This window comes from Lentzea sp. CC55 (assembly GCF_021056325.1).
GTDB lineage: Bacteria > Actinomycetota > Actinomycetes > Mycobacteriales > Pseudonocardiaceae > Lentzea > Lentzea jiangxiensis.
On sequence record NZ_JAJCXE010000056.1, the window covers coordinates 487,306 to 505,194 of the forward strand.

The window sequence follows — 17,889 nt, forward strand, 5'->3', positions numbered from 1 at the left end:
TGCTCGCAAAGCCAGGCTAACCCCGGCCGCGGTTCTAGGCCGATCGTGTTCACGCGCGGCTGTCGCGGAACTTCGTCTTGTGTCTGTTCTGATGCGCGGAGTTGCGTATTCTCTCGGACGCGATCAAGGAATGGACAGGTCACGGAGCTGCGGACATCGGCGATGTGACGGACCGGCGACGGAGCTCCACGGATGGCTCAGCAGCACGACGCGGCACGCGGGAGGTTCTCCGACGTGGCAAAGCTCGCACATCGGAGCAGTGAGCTGAGTCGATTGACCAGCGCGCTCGACGCGGCGGAGACGAGTACGCCGACAGTGGTGCTGTTGGAGGGCGTTACCGGGATCGGCAAGACGACACTGCTGGGCGAAGTGGCCGGCCTCGCACGGGCGCGTGGGTTCCAAGTGGCCGGTGCCGTGACGTCCAACCTCGACAAGTTCATGTCGTTCTCGGTGGTGCGGCAGCTGTTCGAGGGCCTCACCACGGAGGCGGAGGCGCTGGAGGCGGTCGTCGGCGCGGGTCGTGACGGGGCCGCCAGGTCCGGAGTGGGTGGGGCCGCCGCGGGTGGCTTCGACGAGCTGTCGGTTCACCAGACCTGTTTCGAGCTGTACCAACTCATGAGCGGCGTCGCGGAACGCGGACCGGTCTGCTTGATCGTCGACGACCTGCAGTGGGCCGACGTGTCGTCACTGCGTTGGCTCAACTACCTCGTGCGCCGGGCGACCAGGCTGCCGCTGGCCGTTCTGCTGACCTGTACCACGGGGGTGTACCCCGCGGATCCGCTCCAGATCGCGGAGATGCAGCTTTACGCGACCCGGGTGAAGATCGGCGGTTTCAAGGCGGATGAGCTGTCCGAGTTCATCGAGCTGATGCTCGGCCGCCGGCCCGAGCCCGAGCTCGTCGAAGCCTGCCGGGTGGCGACCGGGGGCAATCCGCTCGTACTCCGATACCTGCTGTCCGCGATGGAGGAGGGTCCCTGCGAGCCCGACGCTGACGCACTGAAGGAGCTGGTCTCGTACGGACCGCAGGAGCTGGGTGAGTCGGTGCTCGCCCGGCTCAACCGCGAGTCCGGCCAGCTGGTCCAGCTCGCCAGGACGATCGCGGTGGTGGAACCGGGGGATCTCAAGCTGGCGGCCGAGGTGGCGGACATGCCTCTGCCCGCCGCTGCCGACGGCGTGCGGCAGTTGGTGCGGATGGGGTTGATGCTCGACGCGGAGAAGCCGCAGTTCGTCCACGCCGTGATCAAGAACGCGATCGCGAACTCGATCACCCATGCGGTCAGGGACGATCTCCACGCGCGGGCCGCCGTACGCCTTCACGAGTCCCAGGCGCGCATCGCGTTCGTGGCACGGCACGTTCAGTGCACCACCGCGAAACTCGGCGGATGGGCCGTCCACGCGCTGTGCGGGACAGCGGAGGAGTTGCTGAAGGACGGTGACGTGATCACCGCGGCGAGTTTCCTCGCCAGGGCGTTGCAGGAAGATCTGCAGCCTGACCTCAGGACGAACCTGCTCATCAAGCTCGGACGCGCCGAAACCTACTTCGACACCCGCCAGGCGGCCGTGCACTTCGAGCAGGCCCTGGAGAACATCGAGGAGCCAGAGCTCCTCTTCGACGTGGTCTCGGTGCTGTCCGATCTGCTGTACGCCGAAGGGCAGGAAGAGGACGTGCGCAGTGCGCTGAGCGAGCTGATCGACAGGATCTGCGCCTCGGCGCCGAAGCTCTCCGCCCAGCTGCGCCTCGTGCTGCGCGTCACTGTGCCGACCGACGAGCCCGATGAGTCCGACATCGCCGCGGAGGACTTCTCCGGTGACTGGCGACGCGGTGACGCTCGTGGCCGCAAGCTGGCGGCGTTAGTCGCACAGGACCTGGGCCACCGTGGTGAAGACCTCGCGACGTGTCGCGAGGCTGCTTTGGTCGCGCTGTCCGCGGGGGCGGTGTCGTTCATGCAGGACCCGCGGATGATGGCGGCGATCAACGCGTTGGTCCAGACCGACGAGTTCGACCTGGCCCTGTGGTACTCCACCGAGGCGATCCAAGAAGCTCGTCGCCGGAAACTGGACTTGATCTCCCTTCTGGGACACACGATGCGGTCGCGAGCACACCTCTGCTGCGGGGCGTTGGAGCGATCGGTCGACGAAGGCAGACTCGCGCTGGCTGAGGCCCAGCGGATGAACCTGCACCACAGCCACCCCGGTTACGCCTGGCCGCTGGACGCGCTCCTGCCCGCTCTGCTCCACCTGGGCGACGTGGAAGCGGCACGTGAGCTAGTCGAACCCATTGGCCTCACCAGTCCGCTGCCGGTCACCTTCCACGACACCAGCCTCTTGCACAGACGTGGTCACCTGCGCCTGGAGCTGGGTGACGCCGCCGGTGCGCTGGCAGACCAGCTGGAATGCGGGCGACGGCTGACGTCGTGGAGTGCTCCCAGCCCCGCGTTCCTGCCGTGGCGGTTCTACGCGGTCGTTGCGCACCTCCGCCTCGGTCAGTCACAGGAGGCGCTGAACCTCGCTCTCGAAGATCTCGAACTGGCGAGGAAGTGGACCTCGGCGTCGACCGTGGGCCGCGCGTTGCTCGGCGTCGGGATGGCGACCGGTGGTGCCGCGGCGTTGCCCTGGCTCGTGGAAGCCGACGACGTGCTGAGCAACGCACCGGCGCTGTTGCTGCGCGCGGAAGTCCTCGTCGAACTCGGGACGACGAGGTGGCACCACGGCCGGCAGGATCTCGCACGGGAAGAGCTGGCTCGGGCGAAGGCCGCTGCCCAGCGGTGCGGATCACTGCCCTTGCTCGCCAAGCTCGCCGAACTGCCGCCGGAGGCGGTCGGACGACCGGGCTCCTCGCCGGCTCTCCCCGGTCCTCTGGGCTCCCAGCTGACACCGCACGAGCGTCGAGTGGCGAGCCTGGTCGCCGAGGGGAATTCGAACGAGGAGGTTGCTCGCAAGTTGTCCGCGTCGCGACGGGCGGTCGAGTTCCACCTCACGAACATCTACCGCAAGCTCGGAATCCGACGACGGACGCAGTTGGCCGCGGTGCTGCGTTCGTCCGGCAACGGCGGATGAGAACCCCGCTTGTCACCCCGGACCTGCCATCAGGTGCGAGGACATGACGAGGTGCTCCGGCAACGCGCCGAGCCGCGGGTCGCTGCCTCGGACAACGCTGACCCTTCCCCGCTCGACGCGCACCTCCACCTCGGGCACCACCGGGTGTACGACCTCCGAGTTCCCTGCGAACTCCGGGCGACCGTTCAGAACGTGAACCGCTTCGAACGCGATCCACCCGCACGCGGGTCGCGTGCACCGCGATCTCCCCGTGCACTCCCCGGGCGACCGTCCAGACGTTGCCGTGCTCGTAGACGAAGTACTCGTCGAAGAAGCCGGTGCGGATCAGCGAAGCGGCGAACTCCGCGGACGACCTGGGGGAGGGGTCCGTGTGAACGGCCATCACCAGCTCCTCGATGAGCGTGCGAACGACGATCAGTCGGTTTCGGCGATCGGGAGGGGCTTCCGCCCGCGACGACGCACCGACTTGCTCGGCGCCGGGAAAGCAACGTCCAGACGAGCTGCGGCTCCACGAGGGTCGCCGGGCGATGTCCTGCCTCGGGGAAGGAGGCGGCGAACGCTTCGGATCACCTTGATCACTTCGGGTTCGCCGGTCAACCGCCCGTGCCGGTCGGTGGCATCTCCGGCGTGTCAAGCCCTCGTTTGCAGGAGGTCTGCATCTTCCGGTGCGGCGTGGCGGTGCCGCTGTGGTCCCCAGTCGGGAGAGGAAGGCCTTGATCTGCGCTTTTCCGCTTCCAGGCACTGTTGCGGATCTCCGTAGTCCCACGCTGGAGCGCCCTTCATACGGTGAGGCGAACCCACAGGCGAAGGGATCTGTCGTGATCATCAAGCAGCCGACCGCCTTGGCGCCCCCCGGCACAGCGATGGCGGTGCCGCCTCCGCAAGAGGCCCGGACACCACCGCGCACCGCGGCTGTGAAGGTCTTGTCCGTGCTCCAGGCTTTCGGCTTGTGCGAGGGGGCGGCGTCACTCGCCGAACTCACCCGGCATGCCGGCCTCCCCAAGTCCACGGTGCACCGCATGATCGGTTTTCTGCGGTCCGAGGGCCTCGTCGAAATGACCGAGAACAGGTTCCTCCTCACTTCCAAGATCACCGAGTTGTCCAGTGCCGTCCCCCTGGAGATCTCCGACCGCACCCGCGAACGACTGCTCCCCGTCCTCGCGGATCTGTACGAGACCACTCGGGAGGCCGTCCAGTTCTCCATCCGGTGCGGCACCAGGGCTCGCGTGGTCGAACGTTTGCACGGCAGGCGGTCGAACGACCTCGCGGCGCGTCTGCGCGGCCCTCTTCCCCTGCACTGCACCGCACCGGGGAAGGTCCTGCTGGCCAGCGATCCGGAGTTGTTCCCCGTCCTGTGCGCCGAAGGGCTCAGGGCCCTCACGCCGGCCTCCATCACCACCGCGGACGGGCTCCAGTCCGCACTGACCGGCATTCGCAGGTACGGCATCGCTTTCGACCGCAGCGAATGGCTCCCGGGCTTCACCGGTGTCGCGGCACCGGTTTGGGGACCTGGCCCGACCCTCATCGGCACGATCTCCGTGATCGGCCCTGTGCACCGCCTCACCCCGGACGCGATCGCTCGCCGCGTTCACCACGCCGCCGAGATCGCGACCCGAGAACTCCATTCCCCCGGTCACCGGGTGCCGGGCGAGCCTGCTGCCCGGTGACCTCGACCGCCACGAGGCCGTGTCCGGCTTCCGGCACGGCCTGCGTGACTGGACGTTCCTCGGCTCGAGGCCACCGCACGTCCAGCAGCGTCGGGTGACGTCCGCATGGATCGCGGCGAGCAGACACCGCGCAGGACCCGGTTGAGAGGTCCGGCAGTGCGTCCTGGAAGTTGACCTCTGCGGACCCACCACCTGGCGACCGGCAGGTCGCTGCCGCAAGAGCACGCCTCCTTCCCGCAAGCCGGGCCAGGAGGCGGTGACTCCGGCCGGCATCGGAAGCGTCGGTGCAGGCGGCTTCAGGCGTCCGGCCCTGGAGGAGGCACACCCTCCGCGCACAGTGCGTTCGGTTCGCCGGGAGGATCGCTGAACCGAACGCGCTGTGCGTCCAGGATCGCCGGAGCTCATCGGCTCACTCCGGAACGCCCCGCTGCCGAGGACGTCCTGCGGGCGTGGTCATCCGGATGCGTTCAACTGCTGCTGCGGGCCGAGGCCCGCACGGTGTCGAGGTCTGCTGCGCCGTTGGCGTAGGCCGAGCGCATCAGCTCCTCCATGTCACTCAGCACCGGCTGCCTGGGGTTGGCCGGAGCGCACTGGTCGTCGAACGCGTTGAGCGCTTGCTGCGGCAGCGAGTTCATGAATGCCACCTCGGGCACGCCGGCGTCCGCGAACGAGGTGGGCAGCCCGACGGCCGAGCGCAGCCGTTCGATCGCGGCGGCGTAGGAGCCCACTCCTTCCCCGGGCGTGGCGGCGGGCAGCCCCAGAGTCCGGGCGATGTGCTGGAAACGTTGCGGTGCCTGGTAGTTCTCGTACTTCGGCCAGCCGGTGAGCTTGGACGGGGGCTGGCCGTTGTAGCGGATCACGTGCGGCAGCAGCAGTGCGTTCGTCCGTCCGTGGGCCAGGCCGAAGGTCGCGCCGAGCGTGTGTGACATGGCGTGCACGATGCCCAGGAAGGCACTGCCGAAGGCCATGCCGGCGATCGTGGCGGCGTTGTGCATCGCCTCCTGTGCCTTCTCCGTTCCGAGCAGCACGGAGTCCTCGAGGTTCTCGAAGATCAGTTTGATCGCCTGCAGGCACAGCCCGTCGGTGAAGTCGTTGCTGTAGACCGATACGTAGGCCTCGGTGGCGTGGGTGAGGGCGTCGAACCCGGAGTCCGCGGCGAGTCCGGCGGGAAGCGAGCGCACCAGCACCGGGTCGACGATGGCCACGCTCGGGGTCAGCGCGTAGTCGGCCAGCGGGTACTTGCGGCCGGTCTCCCTGTCGGTGACCACCGCGAACGGCGTGACCTCCGATCCGCTGCCCGAGGTCGTCGGCACGCACACGAGCTTGGCGCGCTCCGGTTCGGGGAAGCGGTAGAGGCGCTTGCGGATGTCGGCGAACCGCCCCCTCGCCTCGGCGAAGTCGACCTCGGGGTGCTCGTACCACAGCCACATGAGCTTCCCGGCGTCCAAAGAGGACCCGCCACCGATGGCCACGATGGTGTCCGGCTGGAACTCGCGCATCATCTCCGCGCCGCGCTGCACCGTTTGCAGTGACGGTTCGGGCTCGACGAAATCGATCAGCTGCACCGCCACCGGTTCGGAGCGGCCGGCCAGCACGGACCGCACCTTGTCGGCGTACCCGAGCTTCGCCACCGTGCGACCGGTCACGATGCTCACCCGGTGCACCCCGGCCATCTCGCCGAGGTAGCGGATCGAGCCGGGCTCGAAGTAGATCTTGGGTGGGACCTTGAACCACTGGATGTTGTTGTTGCGGCGGGCGATGCGGCGGATGTTGAGCAGGTTCGCCGCGGTCACGTTCCCGGAGACCGAGTTGCCGCCGTAGCTGCCACAACCGAGCGTCATGGAGGGCAGGAAGGCGTTGTAGAGGTCACCGATACCGCCCTGCGCCGCCGGGGAGTTCCACACCACCCGCACGGCCTTGACGCCATTGCCGAACCGCTCCGCCAGGCGTTCGTCGGCGGTGTGCACGACCGCCGTGTGACCCTTGCCGTGGAACTCGACGACGTCCGAGGCCCGTTCGATGCCTTCCGCGGCGTCGGTCACGCGCAGCACCGCCAAGACCGGGCACGGCTTCTCCCTGGTCAGCGGTTCGTCCGGACCGATGCCCCCGACTTCGGCGAGCAGGAGCGTGGTGTGCTCGGGGACGGTGAACCCGGCGCGTCCGGCGATCCAGTGCGCGGAGCGGCCGGAGGCGGCCGGGTTGACCGGCACCTTGCCGTCCCTGCGCGCGTCAGGACCGAACAGGAAGTTCTCCAGTGCGTGCTTCTCCCGCGCAGACACCACGTACGCGTGCCGGGTCCGCAGGCTGTCCACGGCCTGGTCCCACACCTGGGTGTCGATCAGCAGAGTCTGCTCGGCGGCGCACGTCATGCCGTTGTCGAAGCTCTTCGACAGGACGATGTCGTGTGCGGCGCGAGCCAGGTCGGCGTCGGCGGCGATGAAGGCGGGCACGTTGCCCGCTCCCACGCCGATCGCCGGCTTGCCGGCCGAGTGCGCGGCACGCACGACGTCATTGCCACCGGTCGCCAGCACGAGCGAGACGCCGTCGTGGTTCATCAGCGCCTGGGTGACCGCACGCCTGGGCGTGTCCACCCACTGCACGCAGTGCTCGGGCGCACCGGCCGCGACCGCGGCATCGCGCACGATCCGGGCGGCCTCGGCACCGCAGCCGGGGGCCAGGTGGTGGAAGGCGAAGATGATCGGGTTCCTGGTCTTGAGCGCGATCAGGGCCTTGAACACGACGGTCGAGGTGGGATTGGTGACGGGCGTGATCGCACACACCACACCAACGGGTTCGGCGATCTCGACCAGACCGGTCAGCTCGTCGCGACGGACCTCGCCCACGGTCCGAAGGCCGGTCATGCTGTTGGTGACGTGCTCCGCGGCGAAGAGGTTCTTCACCGCCTTGTCTTCGACGACCCCGCGTTCGGTCTCGGCGACGGCCATCACGGCGAGGTCCAGGTGGCTGGCCGCGGCCGCACGCGCCGCCTTCGCCACGATGTGGTCGATCTGCTCCTGCCCGAGCGCGTGGAACGCCTCCAGCGCCTGCCGCGCACCGCGGACCAAACCGTCCACGAGGGGTTCCACGTCCTCCTCCTGCGCGGAGGCGGAGGGCAGCGGTCGATGGACGACCGGACCGAGAGCGGCGGCGAGATCGCCGACCGTGCGGTGCTCGTAGAACACCTCCAGTTCCAGGACGCCGAAATGCGCCTGCAACGCGACCGCGGCCTCGACCAGCGCGAGTGACGAGGCACCGAGACCGGCCAGCGCGCTGTCCGCCGTCAACGCCCCCTGCGGCAGCGCGAGCACGTCGGTCAGCACGTCGACCAGGACTTCGACAGCACCGCGCTGGTCGGCACTCGCGACCTCGCCGAGTTCGACCGTGTCCGTCGAGTTCTCGGCCAGCGCGACGAGGGTGCTCAGGCGCGGCCCGGCCTCGACCACCGCGGCCGCGGCGGTCGCCGGAGCGTCGCCGGTCACGACGGCCGCTTCCGGGTCGAAGCGGATCTCGGAGGCCCGTTCCGCCGTCAGCGAGTAGTCCGTGCCACCGGCCACCGGCACTCCGTCGGCGACACCGTCGAGGAAGCGCCGAGCGGGTTCGTTCTTGGCCGTGGGCAGGTAGGGCAGACGGATCCTGGTGGAGGTGCCCGATCCGAGGGCCGCTAGGATCCGGTGCTCCACGCCCCTACCGAGCACCCGGCAGCTGAGCAGGAACGTGTCCACGACCAGTTCGTCGGTGTCCTGCCTGCTGATCACCGCTCCGACCACGCCGTGGTCACCGAAGCGGTCCGTGGCGCGCACGACGTCGCAACGCACACCCGGTTCCGCGAGCAAGCCGCGAAGCTCGTTCTCCTGCCGCCGCACGGTGCTGAGGTTGAACTGGTTGGTGCGCTGGGTCATCTGCGCGACGCGCCGCAGATCCGCCTCCGCCGCAGGCGTGATGTCCACGACCAGGTTGAGGCCGGCGATGAAGTCGGCGAAGGTGAGCGAGGAGCGCCGGAGCTCACCGCGGTCCCGGTTGGCGTCGTAGGCGGCCGCGCGACCGCGGTCCTCCTCCGTCACCACCAGGCGGTCGAAGGCCCACACGCGGTCCAGGAACGCCTTGATGGCCTCCTGTTCGGCGGGCACGGTGAGGGCCAGCACACCGGGGCACCCGGCACGGACCTGGGCGACCTCGACCGGGTTGTCGTCGAGGAAGACGAAGCTGTCGAGACCGAGGTTCAGCTCCGCCGCCAGCCGCGTCAGTCCGGTGGGCTTGGGATCCCACCCGATCGCCCGCGCCGCGACGTGGTCGGACCGCAACGGGAAGTCGGGACGAACGCGGAAGACCTCAGCGACCGTCTCCGGGTCGTTCTTGCTGGCGAGAGCGAGCAGCACACCCTGCTCGCGCAGGGCGACGGCCCACTCCTGCACGCGCCGGTGGCCGTCGGTCAGGCGGACCCCTTCAGGACCGTCCTCGCCGGCCACACCGGCCCAGAGCGTGTTGTCGCAGTCGAGGACGAGCACTTTGAACGGCCGGGCGAGCAGGGCGTGCACCGAGCGGGCGATGCCCGTGGCCAGGGCGTCGTAGCCCGCCGGCGTGTAGGCGAGGTGCGCCATGCGGTAGCGGGCCTCGTCGTGCACGTCGCCGGGATCGTTGCCACCGTGCCAGTCCTCGACGCCGAGAAGGTGCACACCGGAGACGTCGCCCAGATCGTCGAAGAGGCGTTGTCCGCGCGAGTCCACGCCGGTGACCGACGGGCTGGGACACACTCGGAGCAGCAGCGGGACGCGTGCCCGAGCGGCGAACGACCGCACGGCCTCGGCGAGCTCGCGCAGGGTGCGCTCGGTCTCCTCGGCCGGCCAGTCGTCGAAGCGCACCAGCACCACCGCGCATCCCGAACGCGCGGATCCGAAGGTACTGGCGGGGTCGAGCAGCTCCTGGAACACCTGGCCGAACGGCGCGAGCACCGGACGCAGGCCAAGACCGAGGTCGCGGCACCACGCGGTGAGAGGTTCCGCCAGCGGATCGGTGGTGAAGGTCGCGGCGATGGCGAGCACGGCGACGTCGGCCGGCGCTTCGGGGGGCGTCGTCGGCAGCTCGGGTTCGGGCTCGAAGGACTCCAGCACCTCGACCCGGCCGGCGCTCACCCGGCCGAGTCCGGCCATCGCGGCCGCGACGACCCCCTCGACGGCGAGCCCGTCGACGACTCCGCGGACCGTCGGGGAGAACCCCGTGTCCATCCTCGGAGGCCGCAGGACGAGCCCGCCGAGGCCGGGGTGTCCGCTGATCGTCGCGCTCAAAAGCTCCTCGCAGCGGCGTTTCGCGTCGACGTAGTGCTGCCAGGTCGGCGCGGCACCGGCGACCACGTCACTGGACACGAGCACGACCCGGCCACCGGCCACCGACAGCGACTCGGCCAAGGCGGACAGCGGTGCGGACACCGCGTCGACGGCCGAGGTGACGTACGCGGCGGCGCGATCGGCCGTGTCCGGACCCGGCACCAGCGGCTGGAAGCTCGGGAACGCGTTGAGCACCAACAGGTCCAGCCTGCCCTCCTGGGCGAGGACGTGCTCGCGCAGCCGCGCGCACCCTGCCGGATCGGCCGCGTCGGAACGCACCGCGTGCACGCGTTCGCCCGCCGTTCCGAGACCGGCCAGCAGGTCCGGCGGAAAACCCGGGTCCCGGCGGTGCGTGACGTACACGTGCGCACCGCGAAGCGCCAGGGCGGCAGCGAACGCGGCACCGAAGCCGCGACTGCCACCGGTGACGACGGCGACCTTGCCCTCCAGCTGGACGTCTTGGCCGGCGAGGGCGGCGGCCAGGACGTGCGCGTCCGGTTCGGCCGGGACGGCCCTGGCGACGACGGCCAGCTCGGCGTGCCCCAGACCGGGAAGAGCACCGCTGAAGCGCACCATGTCGCGTCGCGTGTCCACGGCCGTGACGTGGATCGAGCCGTCGCCGGTCGTGGACGGGTCGAACTCGACGACCAGGGAGGAGATGAGCGATTGCCGTCCGGGAACCTCCATGCCCGCCAGGTAACTCGCCCAGCCGAGCAACCGGGCGACCTCTTCGCGCACACCGCTGCCGATACGGCCGAGCAGGCTCGCGAAGTCACCGGGATCGCTGCGGTAGGACACCGGAATGCGCTGTCCTGCCCGGAGTTCCGCCGGCAGGCGGTCAGCGGCCTGCGGCCTGCGCTCTCCGGATCCCACACGCACAGCGCCGACCCCGGCGCCGGCCGTGCCACCCAGTTCGACGTCGACGGTCGCGACGGGCTGGCCGCCGTCCGACAGTTCGATCCGGACACCGCCGTTCTCGGCGCGTCCCACCTCCAGCGAGTACGGCTGCGCCGAGTAGGCCGCGGTGTGGAAGCGTGCTCGGACACGCCGCACCGCCGCAGCGTCCTCCGCGGACAGGCCGGTCAACGCGTGGAGGACGGTGAGTGCGCCCTGCACCACTTCCGCGCCGAATCCGCTCCTGGACGCGTAGTCGCGAACCAGGTGCAACGGATTGAGGTCGCCGCACGATTCAGCGAATTCGCCGAGTTCTTCTGGAACTACATGCACTGCGAGCACGGGGGACTCCGTTTCGACGCGCCCTTGATCGGGCGGAGCAGGATTGGCGGCCACGCTAGTGACGTGGTGGCGAAGGCCAGAAGCTCACGTCCCAACCGTTGGTTTGGGCGGCGGAATCCACATCGGTGGGACTTCGGAAACGGAACGGGCTCACCGGCGGGCGAGGCGAGCAAGTTCTCCGCCTCTGCGTCGCTCGCGCGGCGCGCGTATTCCAGCTCTCAACCGTGTGCGGAGGACAAAGGGTGCGGTAATGGCGAAGAGCACCCGAGCAGCAGGTCCGTCGGTTGCCACCGCACGAAGTCGTCATGCGTGTCGCCGGCCACCGGGTGTGTCGTGTTCGGGTTGGGGGAGAAGGTGAAGTTCACGTGCGAGGGGGAGTCGCCATCGCATCGTCGACGGCGATGAGGAAGCGGCCACCTTGCGCGCATTGCCGGTGGAAGAGGCGGACAGGGCCCGCATCGGGCCACCCTCCACCCCATTCGCGGGAACGAACCCGGCTTCGCAGACCGGATGGGGTTGGTCCCGAGCGTTGGGACGGTTTGTGGGGTGGTCGATGGCGACTGTCCCATACTCGTTCCGCCGACCGGCGCCGTGCAGGCACCGCAGACGGTTCTGCTGTCATCGAGAACTTCCGATGGTGCCGACGGTCATGTCGAGAATTCTCATCGACAGCTACTCCGAAGGCATGACGGACAGATTTCACGAATGGAATACCTCATGATCCAGCAGGCATTCCGGCGCGCCAAGCGGGTGCTGGTCGGCGGCGGCTGTTCGGGAGCAGGTCTTCCCCGCGGCACCACCGGCTTTGGCGGAGCGGAAAGCCCAGGGCGCGATTCGGCGTCTCCCGGCCCACTTCACGTCAGCCGGTGCAGAGCCGGAATGTGCCACGACTGAGTAGGTCCCATCGAGGTGTCCGGAACGAAGTGCTGGCGTTGTGGCAGCACGTTCCCGCAAATCCTGACCGCCGGCCGGCCGTGAGGTTCCGGCTGACGCCACGCACGGCTGCCGGAGGGCTCGGACTGCGGCGACCGTGCGATCGCGAGATCACGGTGAGGGCGTGGGAACGTGTGTCGCCGCAGTCCTGGTTCTCCCCGTCCCACCTTGGCACCGCAGGAAAGCGGCGCCGAACGCGGGCTCGCCGCAACCCGATGTGCGGTGGGGCACGGTGGGAGTGCCCCGAACGCCTGCTCGCCGGAGATGTCACCTCCGCGAGACGAATCCCGCGAGTGCGGAGGGCAGCTGGGTCCGGCGGCGCACGCCGAGCTTGCGGTAGATGCTCGTGAGGTGGAACTCGACCGTGCGCCGGGAGACGCTCAGCTTGCGCGCGATCTCGTCGTTCGAGTTCCCTTCGAGCACCAGCCCGGCCACCCGGTGCTCGTGCGGTGTCAGCGCGAGCGCGTTGGCTCGAGGACTGGGCGGCACGACCTTCGTCGGTTCGGCCGGCTGCGGGATCCGGGCGCGTGCCGTGCGGGGGGAGGCCGGGGCGGCGGGCTCTTCTCCCGTTGCCACGGTGACGCCGCACTGCTCGCCGAGCTTCTTCGCCTCCGCGAGGTGTTGCCGGGCGGTGTTGTGCTGTCCTTTCTCCCTCAGCGCGCCGGCGAGCTCCAGCAGCACCTGTGCGTGCAGCATCCGCGCGGACGACGGCCGCAGCACCGACTCCGCCTCGGTGAGCCACGGAGCACCGGCGGCGCCGCCGGTCACGATGCCCATCGTCAGCAGCGCACGGCCGATCACGCTCGGCGCACCCCACTTCCGCGCCAGTTCCACCTCCCGCAAAGCCAGGTTGAGGGCGGGATCCTGCTGCCCGAGCTTGAGGTGCGCCAGCGCCGCGTACGAACGCCAGGGGCGCAGCGCCGGGCTGGGCCGGCCCCACGCCTCGAACCGCTCGCCGCACTCGAGCTGGTCGGCGAGAGCCCCCTCGGTGTCGCCGAGCTCCATGCGCAACGCGCCCCTGGAGTGCAGCAGCGCGGTGTGGTGCCAGGTGGACGGCAATGCCCTGAACCCGCCGAACGGCCGGAGCGCGTCCTCCGCCGCCTTGACGTCGCCGAGGGCCAGCTGGGCGCGAACCTGGGCGTCGACGGCGTAGACCTGTCCGAAGTGGTCCGGGGGGAGTGCCGCTGTCCGCGCCGCGGACAACGCGAGCTCCGCGTCCACGACCGCCTCCGCGAAGGACCCGCGGTGGTAGTGCGCCCGCGACCGGAGGGTGTGGCCGAGCAGGACGATCAGCGACAGCCCTTCCCGGTGGGCCTCGAGCAGGATCTCGTCGCAGTACCGCATCACCAGCTCCGCCTCGTCGGCGCGCAGCAGGGAGTTGAGCACCCCGACCATTCGTTGCGGGTAGTGCAGGATGGCGGGCGCTCCGCCGGACAGCGCCACGAGCGCCGCCTTCCGGCACAGCGGCAGGTCGATGCCGCGGTTGCTGGCGTCCTCGGCGATCAGTCCCGCCAGCCTGCGGCCGTGCTCGTCACCGCGGCGCCACTCCTGCTCGTCGAACCGGCGGAAGTCCACCTGACCGGTTGTCGGGGCCCTGGACGGCACGGTGATCCGCTCCAGCAGGCGCAGCATGTCGACGACCGCGGGGATCTTCGACCCGATCTCGGCCTCGGTCCGGCGCAGCACCTCGCTCGCACTGTCGTAGGCGCCGTCGAAGTAGAGGACCTGGGCGAGGCGGCAGGCGACCGCGAGGACCTCCTCCGGATCGTCCAGCCCGGTCATCCCCTCCTCCAGGTGCACGACGGCCATCCGCGGGTCGAAGTAGACCTCGGCGAGGCCGAGCCGCACCAGCAGGTCCTTCCTCTGCGAGGGGGACAGTTCCTCGTCGAGAGCTCTGCTGAGGAGCTTCGCACCGGTGCGGGGATCGCCCGCGACCGTCGCGGTGTCGGCCGCGGTGCGCAGGGCTGCCACCGCCCAGGCGCCCAACCGGGAGAACGTTCGCAGGACGTGGTGTGCCACGACAGGAGCGGGCGCCCGCGTGTGGTGCAGGTGCCGCGCGGCTTTGGCGTGCAACTCCTCGCGTTCCTGGTAGGAGACCGCGCTGTCGATCGCCCTCTTGATCACCGGGTGGGAGAACGCGAGTTCGTCGGCCGGTGCGAGCAGCCCCATCCCCTCCAGCTGCCGCACCAGATCGGCGGCCGCGCCGTTGCTCACGCCCATGACAGCGGCCAGGAGGTCCAGATCGCCCGGCTCCACGACCGCGATCGTCTTGGCGACCTCGACGAGTTGGCGTGACTGGCGGTTGAGCCGTGCGAGCATCGATCGGCCGATTTCCTCGGGGTCGAGGCCGGGCAGGGCACCCGCTGCCTCTTCGTCCGGAAGGGTCGATCGTTCCCGCATCTGACGCAGGATGTGACTCGTCACCATGGGACAGCCGCTGGTGGCCTGGAGGACGGCTTCGGCGAAACTCCTGTCCGGTGTGCGTCCGAGCATCCGCTCGGTGAGCTGCACGACGTCCTGAGCCGTGAAGACCGCGAGCCTCATGGTCCGGGAGTAGAGCTCCAGCTCCGCGATCAGCAGGGGATCGGCCGGACGGATCCCGGGTGTGCGGGTCAGCAGGATCACGACCGGGAGCCTGGCGACGCGGTGGAGCAGGTAGTTCAGCCAGCGCAACGACGGCACGTCAGCCCACTGCACGTCGTCGACGACCAGGCAGAGAGGTGCGCGTTGTGCGAGACGGGCCGCGAAGCGGTAGACGCCCCGGATCGCCCGCAGGACGTGGACCTCCTCCAGGTCGTGCACTTCGGCGGTGAAGTGCCCGGCGATGGCGCCGTGCCCGTGCGGCGCCCCCTCACCGTCCTGGCCCGCGGACAGTTCCTCGCGCAGATGCTCGAAGAGTTGCTGGACCACGGCGAAGGGCATCTCCCGCTCCATGGGCGAGGCCTTCGCCCGGCAGACCACGAACCCGCGCGCCTGGGCGAGGTCGCACGCCGCGTCCAGCAACATCGTCTTGCCGATGCCGGTCGCGCCTTCGAACAGGAGCGTGGCGGGTGTCGCGTGCTTCGTCGCCTCGAGAGCCTCGACAATCCGTTTCAACTCCGAACCTCTGCCGACGAGAGTGGTCCGGCTGCCGGTATTCCGGTGGTGTTGCGAGTCGGGGACCATTCTGCGCGCTCCGTAGTTGTCGGCTAGGCCATTCGGGTATTACGTGACTCACACCTTGGTCATATAGGGCGTCCTGTTGATTCCACGGTGGGAGTACCCGTTTGGTCAAGTCGATGACCTCTCGTGGGGGTAGGACTTTCTGAGGATGAATCCGCAGTTCACGAGGGTGCAGACGTGTGCAGGGACCCGACAACGCCGTGGCTGGACATGCGTTACGCCGAGATTTGTCACATGTTCAACTTGAAGTTCCGGTCCTGCCGGAAACGCGGTGTGCTCACTTCCGGGGCTTTGACGATCTTCGAGTGAGTGAAATCACGCCGTTGGACGATCTTCGCGGCGGCGGAAACGCTGTGCGCACATTGATGCCGCTGACGTGGAAGATTCACCGCACCGGTCTTGTGCGAGGCGCTGGTGAGCTGACGTGCCGGCGCGGACGGCTCTCGGCACGCGGTGTTCGCCGGATGGCGGTGGAGGCCGACGGCCGCCCTGGTGAGCGGTCCGCCGGTACCGCGGTCGCGGCGGGGTCGTGCACGACCCCGCCGTCACCGCGGCATGGTGCGGGGCTCCTCGGGAGTGGTCACCGCGTCGACCCCTTGATGTGAGAGCGCTCCAGCGGCTCCGCTTCGATCTCGCGCGCTCAGGTCAGCGGCAGGCCGGACACCGGCAACAGCCGCGCGTAGGCCTCGACGTAGTCCTCGGCCGCGATCGGGACGCGCAGGACGTCGTTGGTGATGCCGAACGCCTCGACGACGTCCTCGGCATGCGGCAGGAGGTGCTCGTCGAGCCGTGCGATGAGCGACGGGATCTCCCGCACCTGGGAGGGGATCAGGGTGCCGTCGCACAGGTGCCAGGCCGCGTCCCTGTCCAGCTCGGACACGGCGAACCGCAGGAACAGCGACGTGAGCACCGCTGCGCTCCGCGGCAGGCTCGCCCGCCGGACCACGGCGTCGAACTCCTCGAGAGCCCGCCGGACGCCGTGCAGCCTGCCCAGTTCGGCGGCGAGCAGCCCGGCGCGGTTGGCCCGGTCGAACGGGTCGTCACCGTCCCTGCGAGCCGCACGGGCCTGCTCGTGCACCACGCGTTCGCGGTGCCGGAACAACCGCAGCAGGAACCGCGGGTCGTCGAGCGACCCCGTGCCGGGCCGGTCGCCGGGCGGGGTGTAGCCGCGGCCGAGCAGCATCTCGTTCGCTGCGTCCAGCACGACGACCTGGTTGTCGCCTTCGGCGGTGACCGAACCCTGTATCAGCGACACGTAGGACGAGATCCGGTTGTGCGTGAACATCCCCCGTGAGCCGCACCGCTCGATGCAGGTCGTCACCACGTCCTGCGCCGTCCAGGTGACGAGCGCCTTGGTGATCGCCAGCGCCCGCTTCGTCTCGACCGAGTCGAGCGAGGTGTCCCGCACGCGCCTGCGGGTGTCGTTCAGCAGCACGGTGACGGCACAGGTCCTGGCCAGCGCGTCGAGCAGCTGGGCCTGGTGCGTGCGGAAGGCCGTCACCGGCACGGAGCGGCCCCCGGACACGGTCACGTGCCGGCTGTTGCCGTGCCGCACCGCGATGAACAGGCTCGCGCGGGCGGCCGCCGCGGTGGCGGACGACAGGCAGAGCTTGCCCGTCTGGACACGGGTCATCGACCGGGTGAACCTACGGCGCAGGGACTTCGCCGCAGCCGTGCGGCTTCCGTCCGGTCCGATCACCGGGTCCGCGCCGTCGAGCAGCAATGCGCGGGGAACGCGCAGACCGCGGAACGTGGTGACGGCGTTGTCGAGTGCCAGACCGGGCTTGTCGCCCAGCGGCTGGACGTCAACACCGGGACAGGGCCCGTTCTCGTCCCGGATGCGCGCCACGAAGGGAAAAACGCCCTCGTCCGTGCCGTCGATCTCCAGCCGCGCCAGCACGACGGCGATCTTCGGCACGCCGTCCAAACCGGTGTTGGGCATGAACTTGCGTGCCTCGTGGCTCGGTGTGGTGAGCACGAACTCGTCGGTGGAACGGTCGTACACCGCACGCGTGCGCATCTCGGCGACGTTGTTGCCGTAACCCAGCTCGGTCGCCAGGAAGACGCCGACCGAGTCCATCCGCGCCAGCTCGTCGGCCACCGCGGCGAGTTCGGGACGGTCGTCGCCGAGTTCCAGGACGGCGCCGAGGCAGAGGTTGTAGTGGATGGTGAGCACCGACACCAGCGTCGGGTCCAGCACGCCTGCCCACTCGTGCAGCACGAGGAAGCGGTCCAGGTCCCCGGTGACGAACTCGCGAGCCGGCCCCAGCTCGGCGTTGACGTGCCGCAGCCGCCGGTAGACCAGCGCGGCGTTCTCGGCGGGGGACCGGCCCTCGACGTGGTCGAAAAGCCCGGCGGAGAACAGCTCGGCGAACCTGTCGTGGTCGTCGGCCGCGCCGTACCGCAGCAGGTCGCGCAGTTCGGCGGCCTGGTCGGCGGCGAGCCGCGCGGGCGCCTCGGACAGGGTTTCGTGCAGGACCACTCCGTCTGCTCCTCGGTGTGCGTGGTCGGAC

At 69.6% G+C, this 17,889-nt stretch carries 5 protein-coding genes; 2 read left to right on the top strand and 3 right to left on the bottom strand.

Translation table 11 applies throughout. The annotated features are described in order from the left end of the window. Positions 1–192: 192 nt before the first annotated feature. Together L6E10_RS37235 and L6E10_RS37240 are read left to right on the top strand one after the other, a co-directional pair. Complete coding sequence (locus L6E10_RS37235) at positions 193–3,057, top strand: AAA family ATPase (protein ID WP_275677289.1); 2,865 nt, start codon at positions 193–195, stop codon at positions 3,055–3,057. Between the two features lie 863 nt (positions 3,058–3,920). Further along, the gene (locus tag L6E10_RS37240) at positions 3,921–4,724 is read left to right on the top strand and encodes an IclR family transcriptional regulator (RefSeq protein ID WP_275677324.1); all 804 of its coding nucleotides are present in this window, start codon (positions 3,921–3,923) and stop codon (positions 4,722–4,724) included. A 467-nt stretch (positions 4,725–5,191) separates the two neighbouring features. Here the strand turns inward: L6E10_RS37240 and adhE are convergent, their stop codons facing one another. The 3 genes from adhE to L6E10_RS37255 form a co-directional block, all read right to left on the bottom strand. Continuing rightward, the gene (adhE, locus tag L6E10_RS37245) at positions 5,192–11,212 is read right to left on the bottom strand and encodes a bifunctional acetaldehyde-CoA/alcohol dehydrogenase (RefSeq protein WP_308102960.1); all 6,021 of its coding nucleotides are present in this window, start codon (positions 11,210–11,212) and stop codon (positions 5,192–5,194) included. Positions 11,213–12,481: 1,269 nt separating this feature from the next. Then, the gene (locus L6E10_RS37250; RefSeq protein ID WP_275677290.1) at positions 12,482–15,379 is read right to left on the bottom strand and encodes a LuxR family transcriptional regulator; all 2,898 of its coding nucleotides are present in this window, start codon (positions 15,377–15,379) and stop codon (positions 12,482–12,484) included. 637 nt (positions 15,380–16,016) lie between these two features. Beyond that, a complete protein-coding gene (locus L6E10_RS37255) occupies positions 16,017–17,858 on the bottom strand; it encodes an acyl-CoA dehydrogenase (protein ID WP_236224866.1) in 1,842 nt (613 codons plus the stop codon). Positions 17,859–17,889: the final 31 nt, after the last annotated feature.

Coding starts and splice junctions, on each gene's coding strand:
- L6E10_RS37235 (WP_275677289.1), top strand. CDS start 193: ATGGCTCAGCAGCACGACGCGGCACGCGGGAGGTTCTCCGACGTGGCA.
- L6E10_RS37240 (WP_275677324.1), top strand. CDS start 3,921: ATGGCGGTGCCGCCTCCGCAAGAGGCCCGGACACCACCGCGCACCGCG.
- L6E10_RS37250 (WP_275677290.1), bottom strand. CDS start 15,379: ATGGTCCCCGACTCGCAACACCACCGGAATACCGGCAGCCGGACCACT.